The 18,399-nt window shown below is 72.6% G+C and carries 13 protein-coding genes; 3 read left to right on the top strand and 10 right to left on the bottom strand.

All coding sequences use genetic code 11. The features are described 5' to 3' along the window. Window positions 1-70: 70 nt before the first annotated feature. Window positions 71-1,612: an MFS transporter gene (locus tag MTR79_RS06895; RefSeq protein WP_244789549.1), complete on the top strand. Its 1,542-nt coding sequence runs from the start codon at window positions 71-73 to the stop codon at window positions 1,610-1,612. Between the two features lie 17 nt (window positions 1,613-1,629). Here MTR79_RS06895 and serA read toward each other — a convergent pair whose 3' ends face one another. The 6 genes from serA to MTR79_RS06865 form a co-directional block, all read right to left on the bottom strand. Continuing rightward, entirely contained in the window at window positions 1,630-3,219 is a 1,590-nt protein-coding gene (gene serA / locus MTR79_RS06890) for a phosphoglycerate dehydrogenase (RefSeq protein ID WP_019524399.1), read from the bottom strand. 267 nt (window positions 3,220-3,486) lie between these two features. Further along, complete coding sequence (gene ilvC / locus MTR79_RS06885; RefSeq protein WP_033275993.1) at window positions 3,487-4,485, bottom strand: ketol-acid reductoisomerase; 999 nt, start codon at window positions 4,483-4,485, stop codon at window positions 3,487-3,489. Between the two features lie 117 nt (window positions 4,486-4,602). After that, window positions 4,603-5,127, bottom strand: coding sequence for an acetolactate synthase small subunit (gene ilvN / locus MTR79_RS06880; protein WP_019524397.1), 525 nt, complete (start codon window positions 5,125-5,127; stop codon window positions 4,603-4,605). 21 nt (window positions 5,128-5,148) lie between these two features. After that, window positions 5,149-6,999 (bottom strand): acetolactate synthase large subunit, encoded by a 1,851-nt coding sequence (locus MTR79_RS06875; protein WP_086698601.1) that lies wholly within the window; start codon window positions 6,997-6,999, stop codon window positions 5,149-5,151. A gap of 231 nt (window positions 7,000-7,230) precedes the next feature. Beyond that, window positions 7,231-10,242: an EAL domain-containing protein gene (locus tag MTR79_RS06870; RefSeq protein ID WP_189366180.1), complete on the bottom strand. Its 3,012-nt coding sequence runs from the start codon at window positions 10,240-10,242 to the stop codon at window positions 7,231-7,233. Between the two features lie 400 nt (window positions 10,243-10,642). Continuing rightward, on the bottom strand, window positions 10,643-11,593 hold the full coding sequence (locus tag MTR79_RS06865; RefSeq protein WP_086698606.1) for a 2-hydroxyacid dehydrogenase: 951 nt from the start codon (window positions 11,591-11,593) through the stop codon (window positions 10,643-10,645). Between the two features lie 75 nt (window positions 11,594-11,668). Here MTR79_RS06865 and MTR79_RS06860 point away from each other — a divergent pair, with 75 nt between their 5' ends. Then, window positions 11,669-12,667: an aldo/keto reductase gene (locus tag MTR79_RS06860; protein WP_086698607.1), complete on the top strand. Its 999-nt coding sequence runs from the start codon at window positions 11,669-11,671 to the stop codon at window positions 12,665-12,667. Window positions 12,668-12,791: 124 nt separating this feature from the next. Further along, window positions 12,792-13,934, top strand: a complete 1,143-nt coding sequence (locus MTR79_RS06855) for a PQQ-dependent sugar dehydrogenase (RefSeq protein WP_086698609.1) — start codon at window positions 12,792-12,794, stop codon at window positions 13,932-13,934. A gap of 3 nt (window positions 13,935-13,937) precedes the next feature. Here the strand turns inward: MTR79_RS06855 and MTR79_RS06850 are convergent, their stop codons facing one another. The 4 genes from MTR79_RS06850 to MTR79_RS06835 all read right to left on the bottom strand — a co-directional run bounded on the left by MTR79_RS06850 (window position 13,938) and on the right by MTR79_RS06835 (window position 18,374). Continuing rightward, complete coding sequence (locus MTR79_RS06850; RefSeq protein WP_244789548.1) at window positions 13,938-14,162, bottom strand: DUF6191 domain-containing protein; 225 nt, start codon at window positions 14,160-14,162, stop codon at window positions 13,938-13,940. A gap of 43 nt (window positions 14,163-14,205) precedes the next feature. Beyond that, a complete protein-coding gene (locus tag MTR79_RS06845; protein ID WP_244793079.1) occupies window positions 14,206-17,313 on the bottom strand; it encodes a helix-turn-helix transcriptional regulator in 3,108 nt (1,035 codons plus the stop codon). A gap of 152 nt (window positions 17,314-17,465) precedes the next feature. Next, window positions 17,466-17,645: a hypothetical protein gene (locus MTR79_RS06840; RefSeq protein WP_048459813.1), complete on the bottom strand. Its 180-nt coding sequence runs from the start codon at window positions 17,643-17,645 to the stop codon at window positions 17,466-17,468. A 180-nt stretch (window positions 17,646-17,825) separates the two neighbouring features. Beyond that, window positions 17,826-18,374, bottom strand: a complete 549-nt coding sequence (locus MTR79_RS06835) for a hypothetical protein (protein WP_189366183.1) — start codon at window positions 18,372-18,374, stop codon at window positions 17,826-17,828. Window positions 18,375-18,399: the final 25 nt, after the last annotated feature.

Here is an 18,399-nt window from a genome sequence, read left to right as displayed (position 1 = left end):
CCGCACCCCATACGACCGTCTTACACGATCGTTCTAGACGGCTGTATAAGACGTGCGTACAGTCGGCGTCATGACACCGAACCCGCACCGGGCCGGCCGCCGTGAGTGGACCGCGCTGGTCGTGCTGATGCTTCCGCTGCTGCTGGTCTCGATGGACGTCTCCGTCCTCTACTTCGCCGTCCCGGAGATCAGCGCGGACCTGCGTCCGAGCGGTACGCAGCAACTGTGGATCTTCGACATCTACGCCTTCGCCGTGGCCGGCCTCCTCATCACCATGGGCTCGGTGGGCGACCGGATCGGCCGTCGCAGGCTGCTGCTGATCGGCGCCGCCGCGTTCGGCGCCGCCTCCCTGGTGGCGGCGTACGCGCACAGCGCCGAGACGCTGATCGCGGCCCGCGCGCTGCTCGGCATCGGTGGCGCCGCCCTGATGCCCTCCACGCTGGCCCTGCTCCGCTCGCTCTTCCTGGATCCCGCGCAGCGGGCGAAGGCGATCGCGATCTGGTCCGCCGTGATGACGGCGGGCGTGGCACTCGGCTCGGTGCTGAGCGGGCTGCTGGTGGAGTTCTTCTGGTGGGGCTCGGTCTTTCTGGTGAACCTGCCGGCGATGGCCCTGCTGCTGATCCTCGGCCCGCTCCTGCTTCCGGAGTCCAAGGACCCCGATCCGGGCCGCTTCGACTGGATGAGCGTCCCGCTGTCCATGGCCGCCGTGCTGCCCGTCATCTACGGCCTGAAGGAGATCCCGTCCGAAGGCTGGAACGTGCGGTACGTCGTCTCGGTCACCGTCGGCCTGCTCTTCGCGGCCCTGTTCGTGCACCGGCAGCGGACGGCCGCCTCCCCGATGATCTCCCCGGCCCTGTTCCGGGGCCGCGGCTTCGGACCGGCCGCCGCCCTCAACCTGGTCACCATGTTCGGGATGATGGGCTCGGCGTTCTTCACCAGCCAGTACATCCAGTCGGTGCTCGGCAAGAGCGCTCTGGACGCGGCCCTGTGGGCCCTGCTGCCGTCGGTTCCCATCGGCTTCGCGGCCCCCTTCGCGACGTATCTGGTGCAGAAGGGCGTCAATCGGGCCCACGTGGTGACGGCGGGATTCGCCACCGCCGTGTGCGGTTACGCGCTGCTGGCCTCCGTGGACACGGACGACCTGGTGCTCGTCCTGGTCGCCTGCGGTGTGCTCGCCATGGGCGTCACCGCGGTGATGTCCCAGATCATGGACCTCGCGCTGGGCGCCGCTCCGGTGGAACGGGCGGGCTCCGCCTCCTCCCTGATGGAGACCGGCACCGAGTTCGGCGGGGCGCTGGGCATGGCGTTCCTCGGCTCCATCGGCACCGCCGTGTACCGGAACGGGATGCCGGACTCCGCTCCGGCGGCGGCGCACGAGACGCTGGGCGGCGCGCTCGCCGTCGCCGAGCGGCTTCCGGGGCAGGCGGGAGACGCCCTCGCGGCGGCGGCCCGGGAAGCCTTCACCCAGGGGATGAACGCGGCGGCGATCGCGGGCGCCTCGGTGTTCGCCGGGGCGGCGGTCCTGGCGTCGGTGACGCTGCGCCGGGTGCGGGTGCGGCCCGGCACGGAGAACGCCGGACAGGCCGAGGAACTCAGCCCGTCCGGCGTGTGAGCCCGACGAAGGATCGGTCAGACCAGGTTCACGGACCGCGCGGAGGTCGCCCCGATCTCCGCGGCCAGCTCACCCAGCACCGAGGTCGACACCGTGTCGTCGACGGTGAGCACGGCGAGCGCCTCGCCGCCGACCGTCGCACGGGCGACCTGCATGCCGGCGATGTTGATGCCGGCCTCGCCGAGGATGCGGCCGACGGTGCCGACGACACCCGGGCGGTCCTCGTACCGCAGGACGACCATGTGGTCGGCGAGCGCCAGGTCGACGTCGTACTCGCCGACCGCGACGATCTTCTGGACGTGCTTCGGACCGGCCAGCGTGCCGGAGACCGAGATCTCCTCACCGTCGGCCAGCGTGCCGCGCACGGTGACGACGTTGCGGTGGTCGGCCGACTCCGAGCTGGTCGTCAGCCGCACCTCGACGCCGCGCTCCTGCGCGAACAGCGGGGCGTTGACGTAGGAGACGGTCTCGTCGACGACGTCCTCGAAGACGCCCTTGAGCGCGGACAGCTCCAGCACCTTCACGTCGTGCTGGGTGATCTCGCCGTACACCTCGACGTCGAGACGGACCGCGACCTCGCCCGCGAGCGCCGTGAAGATCCGGCCGAGGCGCTCGGCGAGCGGCAGGCCCGGCTTGACGTCCTCGGCGATGACGCCGCCCTGGACGTTCACCGCGTCGGGGACCAGCTCACCGGCGAGGGCGAGGCGCACGGAGCGGGCGACGGCGATGCCGGCCTTCTCCTGGGCCTCGTCCGTGGAGGCGCCGAGGTGCGGGGTGCACACGACCTGGTCGAACTCGAAGAGCGGGGAGTCCGTGCAGGGCTCCTTCGCGTACACGTCGAGGCCGGCGCCGGCGACGCGGCCCTCCTTGAGCGCCGAGTACAGCGCCTCCTCGTCGACGATGCCGCCGCGCGCGGCGTTGATGACGCGCACGGTCGGCTTGACCTTGCGCAGCGCCTCGTCGCCGATCAGGCCCAGCGTCTCGGGGGTCTTCGGCAGGTGGACGGTGATGAAGTCGGAGACCTCGAGCAGCTCGTCCAGCGACAGCACCTTGACGCCCATCTGCGCGGCCCGCGCGGGCTGCACGTAGGGGTCGTAGGCGACGACCTTCATGCCGAAGGCGGACATGCGCTGCGCGACGAGGGCGCCGATCCGCCCCAGACCCACGACACCGAGGGTCTTCTCGGCGAGCTCGACGCCCGTGTACTTGCTCCGCTTCCACTCGCCGTTCTTCAGCGCGGCGTTGGCCTGCGGGATGTTGCGCGCGGTGGCGAGGATCAGACCGCAGGCGAGCTCGGCGGCGGTCACGATGTTCGACGTGGGGGCGTTGACGACCATCACGCCGGCCTTGGTGGCGGCGGAGACGTCGACGTTGTCGAGGCCGACGCCGGCTCGTGCGACGACCTTCAGCTTGTTCGCGGCGGCGATCGCCTCGGCGTCGACCTTGGTGGCCGAGCGGATGAGGATCGCGTCCACGTCGGCGATGGCGGGGAGCAGTTCGGCGCGGTCCGCGCCGTTGCAGTGCCGGATCTCGAAGTCCGGGCCGAGTGCGTCGACGGTGGCGGGCGACAGCTCTTCAGCGATGAGTACGACGGGTTTCGAGCTCACGTGAGTCCTCACAAGTCCCAATGCGGACGGCCGTCCCGACGGCCGCAGGCGGTGAAGAAGTGCTAGCCGCGTGGAAGACGCACGACGCTGTGGGCCTGACGCGTATGTAGTGCAGCAGTGTAGTGGCGCCGAGGGCGTCGTCTTACGCCGCTTCGGAAGGATCACCCGTCCGTGGCGGACGGGACGGACAACGCCGTGCTACCGACGTTACCGCTGGTTCGCCCGAAGGGCCGGGGCGTGGCGCCCCGGCCCTCAGGACGGTCGGGCTCAGGCCTCTTCGTCGACCCAGCTCATCAGCTTGCGCAGCTGCTTGCCGGTGGTCTCCAGGAGGTGCTCGGAGTCCTGCTTCTTGTACTCGTCGTACTTCTTCAGGCCGCCGTGGTACTCGTCCATCCAGGTCTGGGCGAAGGTGCCGTCCTGGATCTCGGCGAGGACCTTCTTCATCTCGGCCTTGGTGGCGTCGGTGATGATCCGCGGGCCGGTGACGTAGTCGCCCCACTCGGCGGTCTCGGAGATCGACCAGCGCATCTTCTCCAGGCCGCCCTCGTACATGAGGTCCACGATGAGCTTCAGCTCGTGCAGGCACTCGAAGTAGGCGATCTCCGGCTGGTAGCCGGCCTCGGTCAGCGTCTCGAAGCCCGCCTTGACCAGGGCGGCGGTGCCGCCGCAGAGGACGGCCTGCTCACCGAACAGGTCGGTCTCGGTCTCCTCGGTGAAGGTGGTCTTGATGACGCCGGCGCGGGTGCCGCCGATGCCCTTCGCGTACGACAGGGCCAGCGCGAAGGCGTTGCCCGTGGCGTCCTGCTCGACGGCCGCGATGCAGGGGACGCCGCGGCCCTCCTCGTACTGACGGCGCACCAGGTGGCCCGGGCCCTTGGGCGCGACCATGCACACGTCGACGCCGGCCGGGGGCTTGATGAAGCCGAAGCGGATGTTGAAGCCGTGGCCGAAGAACAGCGCGTCGCCGTCCTTCAGGTTCGGGGCGATGGACTCCTCGTAGACCTTGGACTGGATCGGGTCCGGGACGAGGATCATGATGACGTCGGCCTCGGCGGCGGCCTCGGACGGGGTCACCACGCGCAGGCCCTGCTCCTCGGCCTTGGCCTTGGACTTGGAGCCCTCGTGCAGACCGACGCGCACGTCGACGCCGGAGTCGCGCAGCGACAGGGCGTGGGCGTGGCCCTGGCTGCCGTAACCGATGACCGCGACCTTGCGGCCCTGGATGATGGACAGGTCGGCGTCGGCGTCGTAGAACAGCTCGGCCACTGGGTTCTCTCCTTGTGTGCAGGTGTCGCGTCCCACCGTATGACGGTGAGGGAGGGGGAAGGTTGGGGGTCTCGCGATACGGGCGGCCGACCGTGTCCCGGCCGCCCGTTCCGTGTCTTAGGCCGACCGGTCCAGGGCGCGCAGCGACCGGTCCGTGATCGATCGGGCACCGCGTCCGATCGCGATGGTGCCGGACTGGACCAGCTCCTTGATGCCGAACGGCTCCAGCATCCGGAGCATGGCGGACAGCTTGTCGCTGCTCCCGGTGGCCTCGATGGTCACGGCCTCCGGGGAGACGTCGACGGTCTTGGCGCGGAACAGCTGGACGATCTCGACGATCTGGGAGCGCGTCTCGTTGTCGGCGCGCACCTTCACCAGAACGAGTTCGCGCTGGACGGCCTGCCCGGGTTCGAGCTCGACGATCTTCAGCACGTTGACGAGCTTGTTGAGCTGCTTGGTGACCTGCTCCAGCGGGAACTCGTCGACGCTCACCACGATGGTGATGCGGGAGATGTCGGGGTGCTCGGTGACACCGACGGCGAGCGAGTCGATGTTGAAGCCGCGGCGGGAGAACAGGGCGGCGATCCGGGCCAGGATGCCGGGGGTGTTCTCCACCAGGACGGAGAGCGTGTGCTTGGACATGATCTCTTCGGTCTCTCTCGCTCAGTCGTCTTCGTTGTCGCCGAAGTCGGGGCGCACGTCCCGGGCGGCCATGATCTCGTCGTTGGAGGTGCCGGCGGCGACCATCGGCCAGACCATCGCGTCCTCGTGGACGACGAAGTCCACGACGACCGGCCGGTCGTTGATGCTGTTCGCCTCCTCGATGACCTTGTCGAGGTCCGCGGGGTCCTCGCAGCGGATCGCGTAACAGCCCATGGCCTCCGACAGCTTCACGAAGTCGGGGACGCGGGTGCCCCTCGCCTCGGGGTTGACGTCGTCGGGACCGGAGTGCAGGACCGTGTTGGAGTACCGCTGGTTGTAGAACAGCGTCTGCCACTGACGGACCATCCCGAGGGCGCCGTTGTTGATGACGGCGACCTTGATCGGGATGTTGTTCAGGGCGCAGGTGGTGAGCTCCTGGTTGGTCATCTGGAAGCAGCCGTCGCCGTCGATCGCCCAGACGGCGCGGCCGGGCGCGCCGGCCTTGGCGCCCATGGCGGCCGGGACCGCGTAGCCCATCGTCCCGGCGCCGCCGGAGTTCAGCCAGGTGGCGGGCTTGTCGTACTGGATGAAGTGCGCGGCCCACATCTGGTGCTGGCCGACGCCCGCCGCGAAGATCGTGCCCTCGGGCGCGAGCTGCCCGATGCGCTCGATGACCTGCTGCGGGGAGAGCGAGCCGTCCGCCGGCTGGTCGTAGCCCAGGGGGTAGGTGTCGCGCCAGCGGTTCAGGTCGTTCCACCAGGCGGAGTAGTCACCGCGGTGGCCGTCGGCGTGCTCCTTCTGGACGGCCTGGATGAGGTCGGCGAGGACCTCGCGGGCGTCTCCGACGATCGGCACGTCGGCGGCGCGGTTCTTGCCGATCTCCGCCGGGTCGATGTCGGCGTGGACGATCTTGGCGTACGGGGCGAAGCTGTCCAGCTTGCCGGTGACGCGGTCGTCGAAGCGGGCTCCGAGGGCGACGATCAGGTCGGCCTTCTGCAGCGCGGTGACGGCGGTGACCGAACCGTGCATGCCCGGCATTCCCACGTGCAGCGAGTGGCCGTCGGGGAATGCGCCGAGCGCCATCAGGGTGGTGGTGACGGGCGCTCCGGTGAGCTCGGCGAGGACCTTCAGCTCGGCGGTGGCGCGGGCCTTGATGACCCCGCCGCCGACGTAGAGGACCGGTCGCTTCGCGGAGGTGATGAGCTTGGCGGCCTCGCGGATCTGCTTGGCGTGCGGCTTGGTGACGGGCCGGTAGCCGGGCAGGTCCATGACGGGCGGCCAGGAGAAGGTGGTCTTCGCCTGGAGGGCGTCCTTGGCGATGTCGACCAGCACCGGGCCGGGGCGGCCGGTGGAGGCGATGTGGAACGCCTGGGCGATGACCCGCGGGATGTCCTCGGCCTTGGTGACGAGGAAGTTGTGCTTGGTGATCGGCATGGTGATGCCGACGATGTCCGCCTCCTGGAAGGCGTCCGTGCCGATCGCCTTGGAGGCCACCTGCCCGGTGATCGCCACCATCGGGACGGAGTCCATGTGCGCGTCGGCGATGGGCGTCACCAGGTTGGTGGCGCCGGGACCCGAGGTCGCCATGCAGACGCCCACCTTGCCGGTGGCCTGCGCGTAGCCGGTGGCCGCGTGACCCGCGCCCTGCTCGTGCCGGACCAGCACGTGGCGCACCCGCGTGGAGTCCATCAGCGGGTCGTACGCCGGAAGGATCGCACCGCCGGGAATGCCGAATACCGTGTCGGCGCCGACCTCCTCGAGAGAGCGGATGAGGGACTGCGCGCCCGTGACGTGCTCGACGGGGGCGGACTGCTGTCCTCCGGTACGGGGCCGCGGCTGCGGGTGATGGGCCCCGGTGGCCTGCTCGGTCATCGGCATTCTCTTCTCGATGCTGAGGGTTTCTGCGAAGTTCGTGCGGGTTACGCGTGCTGCTCGGCAGGTGCCTGTGCAACAAAAAACCCCTCGTGCCGTAAGGCAAGCGAGGGGAGCGCGCCGGGTGGTGGGTCGCTGAGCGTTCGTCGCTCAGCGTCAGCCGACGCGCTGTCCAAGTACGAGAATTCGGGTGCGCATGGCACTGACCCTCCCCCCGGCGCACACTCACTGTCAAGTGGGTGGGACGGGAGTCTCATCATGTGAGCGGAGTGTCGTGGCGCTCTTGAGCACCGCCGTCACCCCCGTGGAGTACACGTGGGAACCGCCTCCGCCGGCCAGCACCGGCTCGGCCGGGCCGTGCGGCATCGGGTAGTGCCCGGCGGCCAGCGCCCGGCGCAGCCGGTACTCGTCGAGCGGCCCCGAGAAGGCCAGTCCCTGCCCGTGGGTGCAGCCCATCGCGCGCAGCGCCTCGGCCTGCTCGGGCAGGTCCACGCCGTCGGCCACGGTCTGCAGTCCGAGGTCGGAGGCGATCCGCAGCAGCCCATGGGTGATCTTGTACAGCCTCGCGGACTCCGCCACCCCGTCGACCAGGCTGCGGTCGAGCTTCAGCATGTCGACGGGCAGCCGCCGGAGTGCCGTGATCGCCGCGCGTCCGCTGCCGAAGCCGTCCAGGGAGATCCGTACGCCGAGCCGTTTGAGCACGGTGAGCCGCCGCTCCAGCTCGTCGAGGGACACCCGGGGATCGGTGTCGGCCAGCTCCACGATCAGCGAGCCGGACGGCAGACCGTGCCGGGTGAGCAGCGCCTCGACCGAGCCGAGGGGCAGCGAGCGGTCCAGCAGCCGGCGCGCGCTCAGCCGTACGGCGACCGGCAGGGGCAGGCCGGTGGCGTGCCGTTCGGCGGCCTGTTCGACGGCCTCCTCCAGCACCCAGCGGCCCAGCTCGGCGGTCTTCTCGCTGTCCTCGGCGACGCGCAGGAACTCCGCGGGCGTGAACAGCACGCCCTGGGAGGAGCGCCAGCGCGCCTGGGCGCACACGGAGGTGATCCGGCCGTCCGCCAGGCACACCACGGGCTGGTGCAGCAGGGCGAACTCGCCGTGGTGCAGCGCCGCGCGCAGCCGGGTGGCCAGCTCCGCCTTGCGGACGACGTCCTGCTGCATGTGCGGTTCGTACAGCTCGACGCGGCCCTTGCCCGCGGCCTTCGCCCGGTACATCGCGAGGTCGGCGTTGCGCAGCAACTCGCCCGCGCCGATGCCCGGTTCGGCGAAGGCGACGCCGATGGAGGCGTTGACGCGGACATCGTTGCCGTCGATGAGGTAGGGCTGGGAGAGCGTGACTCTGAGCCGGTCTGCGAGTTCGAGGATGTGCCGCTCGCGCGCGTCCCGGTCGCGTACGCCGTCGCCGGCGATGAGCGCCGCGAACTCGTCGCCGCCGAGGCGGGAGGCGGTGTCGCCCTTGCGGACGGCGTCCTGGAGTCTGCGGGCGGCCTGCACGAGCAGTTCGTCACCGGCCTGGTGGCCGATGGTGTCGTTGACGCCCTTGAAGCCGTCGAGGTCGATGAAGAGCACCGCCGTCCCGCGCAGGGCGGCGCCCCGGTCCGAGGCGCGGCGGCCGGAGAGGGCCTGCTGCACGCGCCGGGTGAACAGGGCCCGGTTGGGCAGGTCGGTCAGCGGGTCGTGCTCCGCGTTGTGCTGGAGCTGGGCCTGGAGGCGGACCCGCTCGGTGACGTCACGGCTGTTGAAGATGAGGCCGCCGTGGTGCCGGTTGACGGTGGACTCCACGTTGAGCCAGCCTCCCCCGCTCCCGGCTTCTCCCCCACCGCCGGAGCGGAAGCGGCACTCGATGCGCGTGGTGGGCTCCTCCACCGGGTCGGCGGCGAGGAACCGCCGGATCTCGTGCACCACACAGCCGAGGTCCTCGGGGTGGATCAGGGAGGCCAGTTCGGTGCCGACCAGGTCCTCCGCCGGCCGGCCGTACACCCCGGCCGCGGCCGGGGAGACGTAGCGCAGGACGCCACTGGGGGCGGCGATCATGATGACGTCGCTGGAGCCCTGCACCAGGGAGCGGAAGTGGTTCTCCGCCTGGGCCAGTTCCTGGGTGAGGGTGATGTTGTCGAGGAGCATGATGCCCTGGCGCACGACGAGCGCGAGCGCCACGGTGCCCCCGGTGATCAGCACGACCCGGTCGACGCTGCGGCCGTTGAGGACGTTGTAGAGGATCCCGAGAGTGCACACGGCCGCCGCCAGGTACGGGGTGAGCGCGGCGAGGGAACCGGTGACGGGCCGGGAGAGCTGGTACCGGACCGCTCCCCCACCGGTCGGTGGCCCGTACGGGCGGTCGGGGGCGGCGCGCTGCCCGGGCAGGTGCTCGCGGACCACGCGCGTGGACGTCTCCCGGTCGGGTCCGCCGCGGCGGGGCGCGGTCCAGGGGGCGTAGGCCAGCAGCAGCGACCCGGCGAACCAGCCCGCGTCGAGCAGTTGCCCCGAGCGGTAGTCGGCGTGCACCAGCGGGGAGGTGAACAGGGCGTCGCACATCACGGTGAGCGCGAGCGCCCCGATCGCGGTGTTCACCGCCGAGCGGTTGACCGACGAGCGCCGGAAGTGCAGCGCGAGGACCATGCTGACGAGGGCGATGTCGAGCAGCGGGTACGCCAGGGACAGCGCCGTGTGCGCGACGCCCGGCCCCTCGGCCTGGGCGGCCTGGGCGAGGGCGAGGCTCCACGCCAGGGTCAGCAGCGAGCCGCCGATCAGCCAGGCGTCGAGGCCGAGGCACACCCAGCCGGCCCTGGTCACGGGCCGTTTGGCGAGCACCAGCAGTCCGACGATGGCGGGCGGCGCGAAGCAGAGGAAGAACAGGTCGGCGTAGCTGGGGCTCGGCACCTCGCGGTGCAGCACGACCTCGTACCAGCCCCAGACCAGGTTGCCCAGGGACGCCATGGCCGAGGAGATCCCGAACAGCATCCAGGCGGACCGGTACCGGGTGCGGCGGTCGCGGGCGTAGACCGCGCAGGAGACGGCGGCGGCCGCGGCGGCGGCGCTCAGCCCGAAGTCCCCCATGATCAGGGCGAGTCGCTCCGAGCCCCAGCCGAACGCGGCGCCGACGGCGTAGGCACCGCAGACCAGGGCGAGCACCAGCTGGGCCGCGGGGCCGGGGCGGCGGCCGGCGCCCTTCGCCGACAGCAGGGTCCGCGGGGCGGACGCGGGACGCAGCGCACCGTCGAGGGTGGGGGTCGGCGGCGCGCTCACCGGTCCCTCCCGGTCCGCGCCGCCTCCGCGCTCCAGGGGCCCCGGTGCGCCTGGGCCCGGGTCGGGCGGCCCGTCCGCCGGGGCGGGTCCTGAGGGCCGGCGCCGTCGGTCCGTCCGCCGCGCCGGATGTGCTGACCGTGCCTGTGCGTGTCCGCGTGCGCGTGTCGGCGCCGACGCATCCGCCGCGTCGGATCGCTGGTCGTCTGGCCGTGCATCGCCCGTCGCCCCCCTCACAGTCTCCGTGTCGCTCCCCCGCGCCGTTGGTCGGCGGCGCAGCCCCTGTCCGGACGATACACCAGTATCGTCACTCAGGGACATAGGTCTTCTACGCTCCGTGACGATCAAGGGATCGCCGAGTACCCACCGCTCCCGAGGGGTCGCGGACGGTACCCGAAGCGGACTACACGTCTTCCGTTCCCGTCACCAGGATCACGTTCCCGAGCTCCTCGTGGTTCACGTATCGGCGCAACTGGTCGCGCAGCAGGCGCTTCGCGCGGGGGAGGAACGCGGACGTGGGTCCGCCGACGTGCGGGGTGACCAGGACGCCGGGCGCCTCCCACAACGGGTGGTCGGCGGGCAGGGGTTCGGGGTCGGTGACGTCGAGGGCCGCGGTGATGCGGCCGCTCTGCACCTCGGTGAGCAGCGCCTTGGTGTCGACGACCGGTCCGCGGGCGACGTTCACGAGGAGGGCCCCGTCCTTCATCCGGGCCAGGAACGCGGCGTCCACGAGGTGCCGGGTTCCCTCGGTCAGCGGGGTGGTCAGGACGACGACGTCCGCCTCGGGCAGCAGGGAGGGAAGTTCGGTGAGCGGATGCACCGGCCCGCGCTCCGTTGTGCGCGCGGAGCGCGCGACGCGCGCCACCCGCGCGACCTCGAACGGTACGAGCCGGTCCTCGACGGCCGCGCCGATCGAGCCGTACCCGACGATCAGCACGGTCCGGTCGGCGAGCGCCGGCCGGAAGCCGCCCTGCCACTCCCCCCGGTCCTGGGCGCGCACGAAGCCGGGGATGCCGCGCAGGGAGGCGAGGATCAAGGTGAGCGTGAGCTCCGCGGTGCTGGCCTCGTGCACCCCGCGCGCGTTGCACAGCCGCACGCCGGAGGGCAGGTCCTTCAGGCCGGGCCGCACATGGTCGATGCCGGCCGACAGGGTCTGCACCACGCGCACGGACCGCATCCGGGGCAGCGGACGCAGGCACACCTCGGCGGGCTTCATGTACGGCACGACGTAGAAGTCGCACTCCTCGGGGTCGGCCGGGTACGTCTCGCCGCCGTCCCAGAAGTGGTAGCGCGGACCCTCGGGGAGTCCGTCGATCTCGTCCGGAGGGAGGGGAAGCCACACGTCAGGAGTCATGCCACGGAGGCTAGTTCAGGCCGCCCGGACGGCAGAGGTTAGGTTGGGGGACCGGAGAGGGAGGGTCACGAGCAGGTGGAGCGCAGGACGATCGGCGCGGCGGCGCTCTCGGTGGGCGCGGTAGGCCTCGGATGCATGCCGATGAGCTGGGCCTACAGCACGTCCAGGCAGCGCGGTGAGGAGTCGCTGAGGGCGGTGCACCGGGCGCTGGACGCGGGCTCGTCCCTCCTCGACACGGCCGACATGTACGGCCCGTTCACCAACGAGCTGCTGCTCGGGCGGGTGCTGAAGGAGCGGCGTGCCGACGCCTTCGTGTCGACGAAGGTCGGGCTGCTGGTGGGCGACCAGCACATCGTGGCCAACGGCCGTCCCGGGTACGTCAGGCGGGCCTGCGACGCGTCGCTGCGGCGGCTGCAGACCGATGTGATCGACCTCTACCAGCTGCACCGGGCCGACCCGGAGGTCCCGGTCGAGGAGACCTGGGGGGCGATGGCGGAGCTGGTGCGGGCGGGCAAGGTGCGGGCGCTGGGCCTGTGCGCGGTCGGGGCGCGCTCGTCGCGGCGGCCCGGGGCGCGGCTGCACGACGCGACCGTCCGGCAGCTGGAGCGGGTGCAGCAGGTGTTCCCGGTGAGCGCGGTACAGGCGGAGCTGTCGGTGTGGTCGCCGGAGGCGCTGGAGACGCTGCTGCCCTGGTGCGAGGCGCGGAGCGTGGGCTTCCTGGCGGCGATGCCGCTGGGGAACGGCTTCCTGACCGGGACGCTGACGCCGGGCGAGGGGTTCGAGGCGGACGACCTGCGGGCCCGGCACCCGCGGTTCACGGCCGAGATGATGGCCGCGAACCAGCCGATCGTGGCCGGTCTGCGCCGGATCGCGCGCCGGCACGGGGAACACGTCACCCCGGCGCAGGTCGCCCTGGCCTGGGTGCTGAGCCGCGGCCGGCAGGTGATCCCGGTGCCGGGAGCCAAGCGGGAGCGGTGGGTGGCGGAGAACGCGGCGGCGGCCGGGCTCCGGCTGGCCGACGAGGACCTGGCGGAGATCGCGGGCCTGCCTCCGGCCCAGGGGTCGTGGGACTGAGTGGCCCCGCCCCCGCGGTGTCCCGAGGTTCGGGGCCGGCGAAGCGGGAACCTGTGAGGCGCGAGCGGTGTATGACAGACAGAACCCGCCGCGTCGAAGGGACGACATCGTGCAACGACGAGCCGTGCCGGCCGTGCTGGCCGCCGCCGCGCTCCTGCTGACCGCCGGCTGCTCCTCCGACGAGGGGGCGCCACAGGAGAAGGACGCGGCCGCCTCCTCGGCCGCCGCGGCCCCGTCCTCCCCGTCCGGGAAGGCGGAGGAGACCCCGCCCGCGAAGGGCTCGGTGACGGTGGTCCGCGAGGTGGCCACGGGGCTGGCCAGCCCTTGGGGCCTGGCCCCGGTCGGGGACGGCGACCTCCTGGTGTCCTCGCGCGACGAGGCCACGATCACCCGGGTCGACGGGAAGACGGGGAAGAAGACGGAGCTGGGCGAGGTGCCCGGGGTGGCGCCCGACGGCGAGGGGGGCCTGCTGGGCATCGCCCTCTCCCCCGACTTCGCCTCGGACCACATGATCTACGCGTACTTCACCTCGGCCTCCGACAACCGCATCGTGCGCATGCTGTACAACGAGCGGAAGCCGGCGGGTGAGCAGCTCGGGGCGCCCGACACGGTGTTCCGGGGCATCCCCAAGGGCGTGATCCACAACGGCGGCCGGATCGCCTTCGGCCCGGACCGCATGCTGTACGCGGGCACGGGCGAGAGCGGCGACACCGGGCTGTCCCAGGACAAGAAGTCCCTCGGCGGCAAGATCCTGCGGATGACCCCGGACGGCGAACCGGCCCCGGGCAACCCGTTCCCCGACTCCCCCGTGTACTCCTACGGCCACCGCAATGTGCAGGGCCTGGCCTGGGACGGTGAACAGCGGCTGTTCGCATCGGAGTTCGGGCAGAACACCTGGGACGAGCTGAACGCGATCGCGCCGGGCGACAACTACGGCTGGCCGGAGGCCGAGGGCCACGCGGACGAGGGCGGCTTCCACAACCCGATCGCCCAGTGGAGCACCGAGGAGGCCTCGCCCAGCGGCATCGCGTACGCCGAGGGGTCCGTCTGGATGGCGGGGCTGCGGGGCGAGCGGCTGTGGCGGATCCCCCTCAAGGGCACGGAGGCCTCCGCGAAGCCGCAGGCGTTCCTGGAGGACGAGTACGGTCGGCTGCGCACGGTGGTCGCGGCGGGCGGCGACCGGCTGTGGCTGGTGACCAGCAACACCGACGGCCGGGGTGATCCGACGCCGGAGGACGACCGTGTGCTGGAGCTGCGGGTCGAATAGCGGCTACTGCGCCTTCCGCGGGAGGTCCGGGGCGGCGTCCCCGGTGCCGTCCGTCTCCTCGTCCGCGGGGGCCGGGCGGCGGACGGTGACCTTCCCGGAGGCGAGGTCTATCGGCCCGCGTCCGGGGTCGGCGTCGCCGACGTCCTCCCGGGTCAGCGCCAGGCGCTTCTGCTCGTCCTGGGTGTGCTTGCGCCCGGGGGAGAACAGTTCCTCGAAGGCGTTGAACATCGCTCCCCTTTCGCAGGGCGCCCCGGGCCCGGGCCGCTGTGTCCTACACCGATTGTCGCGCGGCGGCGAGATTTCCGGATCCGCCGGGAGAACCGTCCGGGAACAGGCCGAGGCGGTGGGCCACCGCCGCCGCCTCGCCGCGGCCGGAGACGCCCAGCTTGGCGAGGATGTTCGACACATGGACGCTGGCCGTCTTCGGCGAGATGAACAGCTCCTCGGCGATCCGCCGGTTGGTGTGCCCGGCCGCCACCAGGCGCAGCACGTCCCGCTCCCTGCTGGTCAGACCGAGCGCCTCGGCCGGGTCGACGGGCGCCGGAGCCGGCACCTCGCGCGGGGCGGGCGTCAGCGCCAGGCGGCCCCGGCGGGCCAGCAGAGCGGCGTCCCGGGCCAGCGGCGCCGCGCCCAGGTGGGTGGCGACGGCGTCGACCAGGCGCAGCAGCTCGGTGGCGCGGGCCCGCTCGTCCTCGCCCCCGCCGGCGGCCAGCAACGCCTCGGCGAGCCGGAGGCGGACGCAGGCGAGGTCGTGGGGCCGCCCCAGCGGCTCCAGCGCGGCGACGGCCTCGGCCCAGGCGTCCGGCTCGCCCTTGCCCTCGGCGCGCAGCAGTTCGGCGCGCAGCCACTGGTCGTGGGCCTGCCACAGGGGCACCCCCGTGGCGAGGTTCCTCGCCGCCTCCCGGATGCGGTCCAGGACCTCCGGACGGCCCGGTTCGGTGGCGGGGTCGCCGTACCGGTCGGCCTCGGCGGTGGTGGCGGCGAGGAGCAGGGGCCAGGCGTAGCGCTGGGTGCCGGGCGGGAAGCCGGCGTCGAGCGCGGCGAACAGTTCGGCGCGGGCGTCCTCGGGGCGGCCCTCGGCGGCGGCGACGCGGAGGGCGACGTACTTCATCGGCAGGGCGTACTGGGGCATCGGGTCGTGGGTGCCGAAGTGGGCGCGCGCCTCGGCGAGGCAGCGGGCCGCCTCGGCGGTGTCCCCCCGCAGGTGGGCGAGATGCGCCAGGCGCATAGAGCCGCCGGCGCGCGGCTTGGCGCTCTGCTCGATCCGCTGCGAGTTGGCCGCTGCGCGGGCGGCGTCCTCCCAGCGCCCGACGGACAGCAGGGACTCGGCGAGGTTGCCCCACACCCATCCCTCGGAGTCCAGCAGGCCGAGCCGCCGGGTGACCCCGACCCCCTCCTCGAGGAGCCGCACGGCCTCCTCCGAGCGGCCGACGCCCTCCAGCACGGAGGGCAGGTTGACGAAGGCGCGGGCCAGCACCATGTCGACGCCCAGGTCGGTCGCCCGCTGCTTGACCTCGTACATCTCCGCGAGTCCCGCCTCGATGTCGCCGGCGTCGACCATGAGGCCGCCGAGGGTGAGCCGGGCGTGGAGCTCGATGTCGTGGGCCCCGACCATGCGGGCGTACTCGACGGCGCGTTCCGCGTCGGCCATGGCGTCGGGGCCGGGGTCGTGCAGCATCGACCAGCCGGCGACGGAGGCGAGCACCTCGGCGTGCACCTCGGAGGGCGGCAGTCCGCGTACCAGTTCCTGCGCGGTGCCCAGTTCCTCCCAGCCGTCGCCGCGGGCGAGGGCCTGGGTGAGCCGGGAGCGCTGCACCCAGAACCAGGCGGCGCGCAGCGGGTCGGGGTCCTCGTCCAGGAGGCGCAGCGCCCGCCTGGTGAGCTTCAGGGAGCGTTCGCGTTCGCCGCAGAGGCGGCCGGCCACCGCCGCCTCGGCCAGCAGGTCGAGGTGGCGCAGCGGCCGCGTGGCGGCGGCGTCGGCGCGGGGGCCCTCGTCGCAGCCGGGCGGCGGGGGCGGGTAGGCCTCGGCGTGGTCGAGCGGCCGCAGTCCGGCGCGCACGGCGTCGGGGACGGCGTCCCACAGCTCCATCGCCCTTTCCAGCAGGCGGAGTTGCTCGGCGTAGGCGTGACGCCTGCGGGCCACGACGGAGGCGTCGAGGACGGCGGGCAGGGCCTTGGCGGCGTCGTGGGCGTGGTACCAGTAGCTGGCCAGCCGGGTGGGCCGCTCGTCGGCGGGGACGAGCGCGGGATGGGCCTCCAGGGCCTCGGCGAAGCGGCGGTTGAGCCGGGAGCGCTCGCCGGGCAGCAGGTCGTCGCTGACGGCCTCGCGGACCAGGGAGTGCCGGAAGCGGTAACCGTCGCGGTCGGGGGCGGGCGTGAGGATGCCGGCGTTGACGGCGGCGCGCAGGGCCTCGATGAGGTCGTCCTCGCCGAGTCCCGCGACGGCGGCGAGCAGCCGGTCCTCGACGGTGGAGCCGCCCTCGGCGACGGTGCGGACGACCCGCTGGGCGCTCTCCGGCAGGTTCTCGACCCTGACCAGGAGCAGGTCCCGCAGGGAGTCGGTGAGGCCGGTGCGGCAGCCCTCGTCGGCGGCGACGGCGAGTTCCTCGACGAAGAAGGCGTTGCCGTCGGAGCGTTCGAAGATGTCGTCCACGCGGTCCGGTTCGGGTTCGCGGTCGAGGATGCCGGCGATCTGCCGGTGCACCTCCTCGCGGCTGAACCGGCCCAGTTCGACGCGGTGGACGGTACGCAGCCGGTCGAGTTCGGCGAGGAGGGGGCGCAGCGGGTGGCGGCGGTGGATGTCGTCGGAGCGGTAGGTGGCGAGGACGACGAGGCGGCCGGTGCGCAGCGTGCGGAAGAGATAGGAGAGCAGATGGCGGGTGGAGGCGTCGGCCCAGTGCAGGTCCTCCAGGACGAGGACGACGGTGTGCTCGGCGGCGACCCGCTCCAGCAGCCGGGCGGTGAGCTCGAAGAGGCGGGCCATGCCCTGTTCGTCGCGGCGGGCCTCGCGGGCGGCGGCGACGGCGAGTTCGGGCAGCAGCCTGGCGAGCTCCTCCTCCTGCCCCTCGGCGGCGGCCGTGAGCTGTTCGGGCAGTTCCCGGCGCAGCTGGCGCAGGGCCGTGGAGAAGGGGGCGAAGGGCAGGCCGTCGGCGCCGATCTCCACGCATCCGCCGAGGGCGACGACCCCGCCCCGGTCGCGGACGGCGGCGGCGAACTCCTCCACGAGACGGGTCTTGCCCACCCCGGCCTCGCCGCCGACCAGCAGCGCCTGCGGTTCACCGGCGTCGGCCCGGGCGAACGCGTCGATCAGGGTGGCGAGTTCACCGGTGCGGCCGACGAACACGGGACTGACGGACTTGGTCTCCACGCCTCCGAGCATCGCATGCGCCCGCGGCGGCGGCGCAGCGGTTTTCTTCTCCTGGTGCACCGGCACGGGGCCCCTTTCCTCTCGTCCCGGACGTCTCCTCCGGCCGTGCGCGCCGACGAGGGGGCGGCGGTCGCTTCCTGACGGCCGCCGCCCCCGGGCGGTGCTCATGCGGTCCGGGCGAACCAGGACCGGCGCCGGGTATGGCTCTCGGGCTCGGCGCCGCGTGCGGCGGCTCCCCGGCGGGCGGCGCGGCGGACCCGTACCGCCTCGCGGACCCGGCGCTCCGCCTCGGCCTGGCGGACCAGGTCGTCGTGGCGGAGCCGGTGCAGCTCGATCTCGAACATGATGGTTCCCCCCTGGGATCCGGTGTCGGCATCGCGTTCTGCGATGCCTCCACCTTCGTCTCCAAGGCGGGCGGGCCGCATCGGGAGAGTTCCATATCTCCACGGGGGGTGAGGCCTTAGAAGTCGCGTCGGTAGGAGCGGACCCGTGGAGCCGGCACCTAAGAGGGTGCCTAGGACCCCTCAGGAGGCCGCGGGCAGGCCCAGCAAGACGCCCGTGTACGTGAGCGCCGCGAGCAGCAGCCCGATGACGCCGAGGGTGACGCCGGCCCAGGCGACCGACCTGGTCCACGGCGCCTGCACGGTGCGGCCGGGCGCGCCGAACGCGGGCCGGACCAGGACCACCACGCCGGTGATCAGCGCGACGAGGGCGAACAGGCCGCCCCACAGCGCGGTGGTGTTCCAGGCGTCGCCGTAGACCTCCTTGATCTGGGTGGCGACGCTCGCGTCGGCGGCGGTGCGCAGCTGGCCCACCAGGGTCTCGCGGGCCGCGGCCACCGTGCCCGGCCAGCCGCCGGTGAGGGAGACCAGGCCGAGCGCCACGGAGACGACCGCAGCCGCGCCCTGTCCGGTCGCGGAGGGGGCCCCGGCCGGCTCGGCGTGCTCCTCGGCGGCGGTGTCCTCCGGCCCGGCGGCGGCCTCCTCCGGGCGCTCCGCCGTCTGCGCATCGGGTTCCACCGCGGTCGCCGCGGTGGTTCCGGTTACGGTCTCGTCCTCTGTCTTCTCAGCCATACTCCGCACCGTACGGAGGCCGTCT

The sequence above is a fragment of the Streptomyces sp. BJ20 genome, from assembly GCF_022869105.1.
GTDB classification, from domain to species: Bacteria; Actinomycetota; Actinomycetes; order Streptomycetales; family Streptomycetaceae; genus Streptomyces; species Streptomyces griseoincarnatus.
The sequence above is the reverse complement of the archived record's forward strand: the minus strand, read 5'-3'. Positions and strand labels throughout refer to the sequence as shown.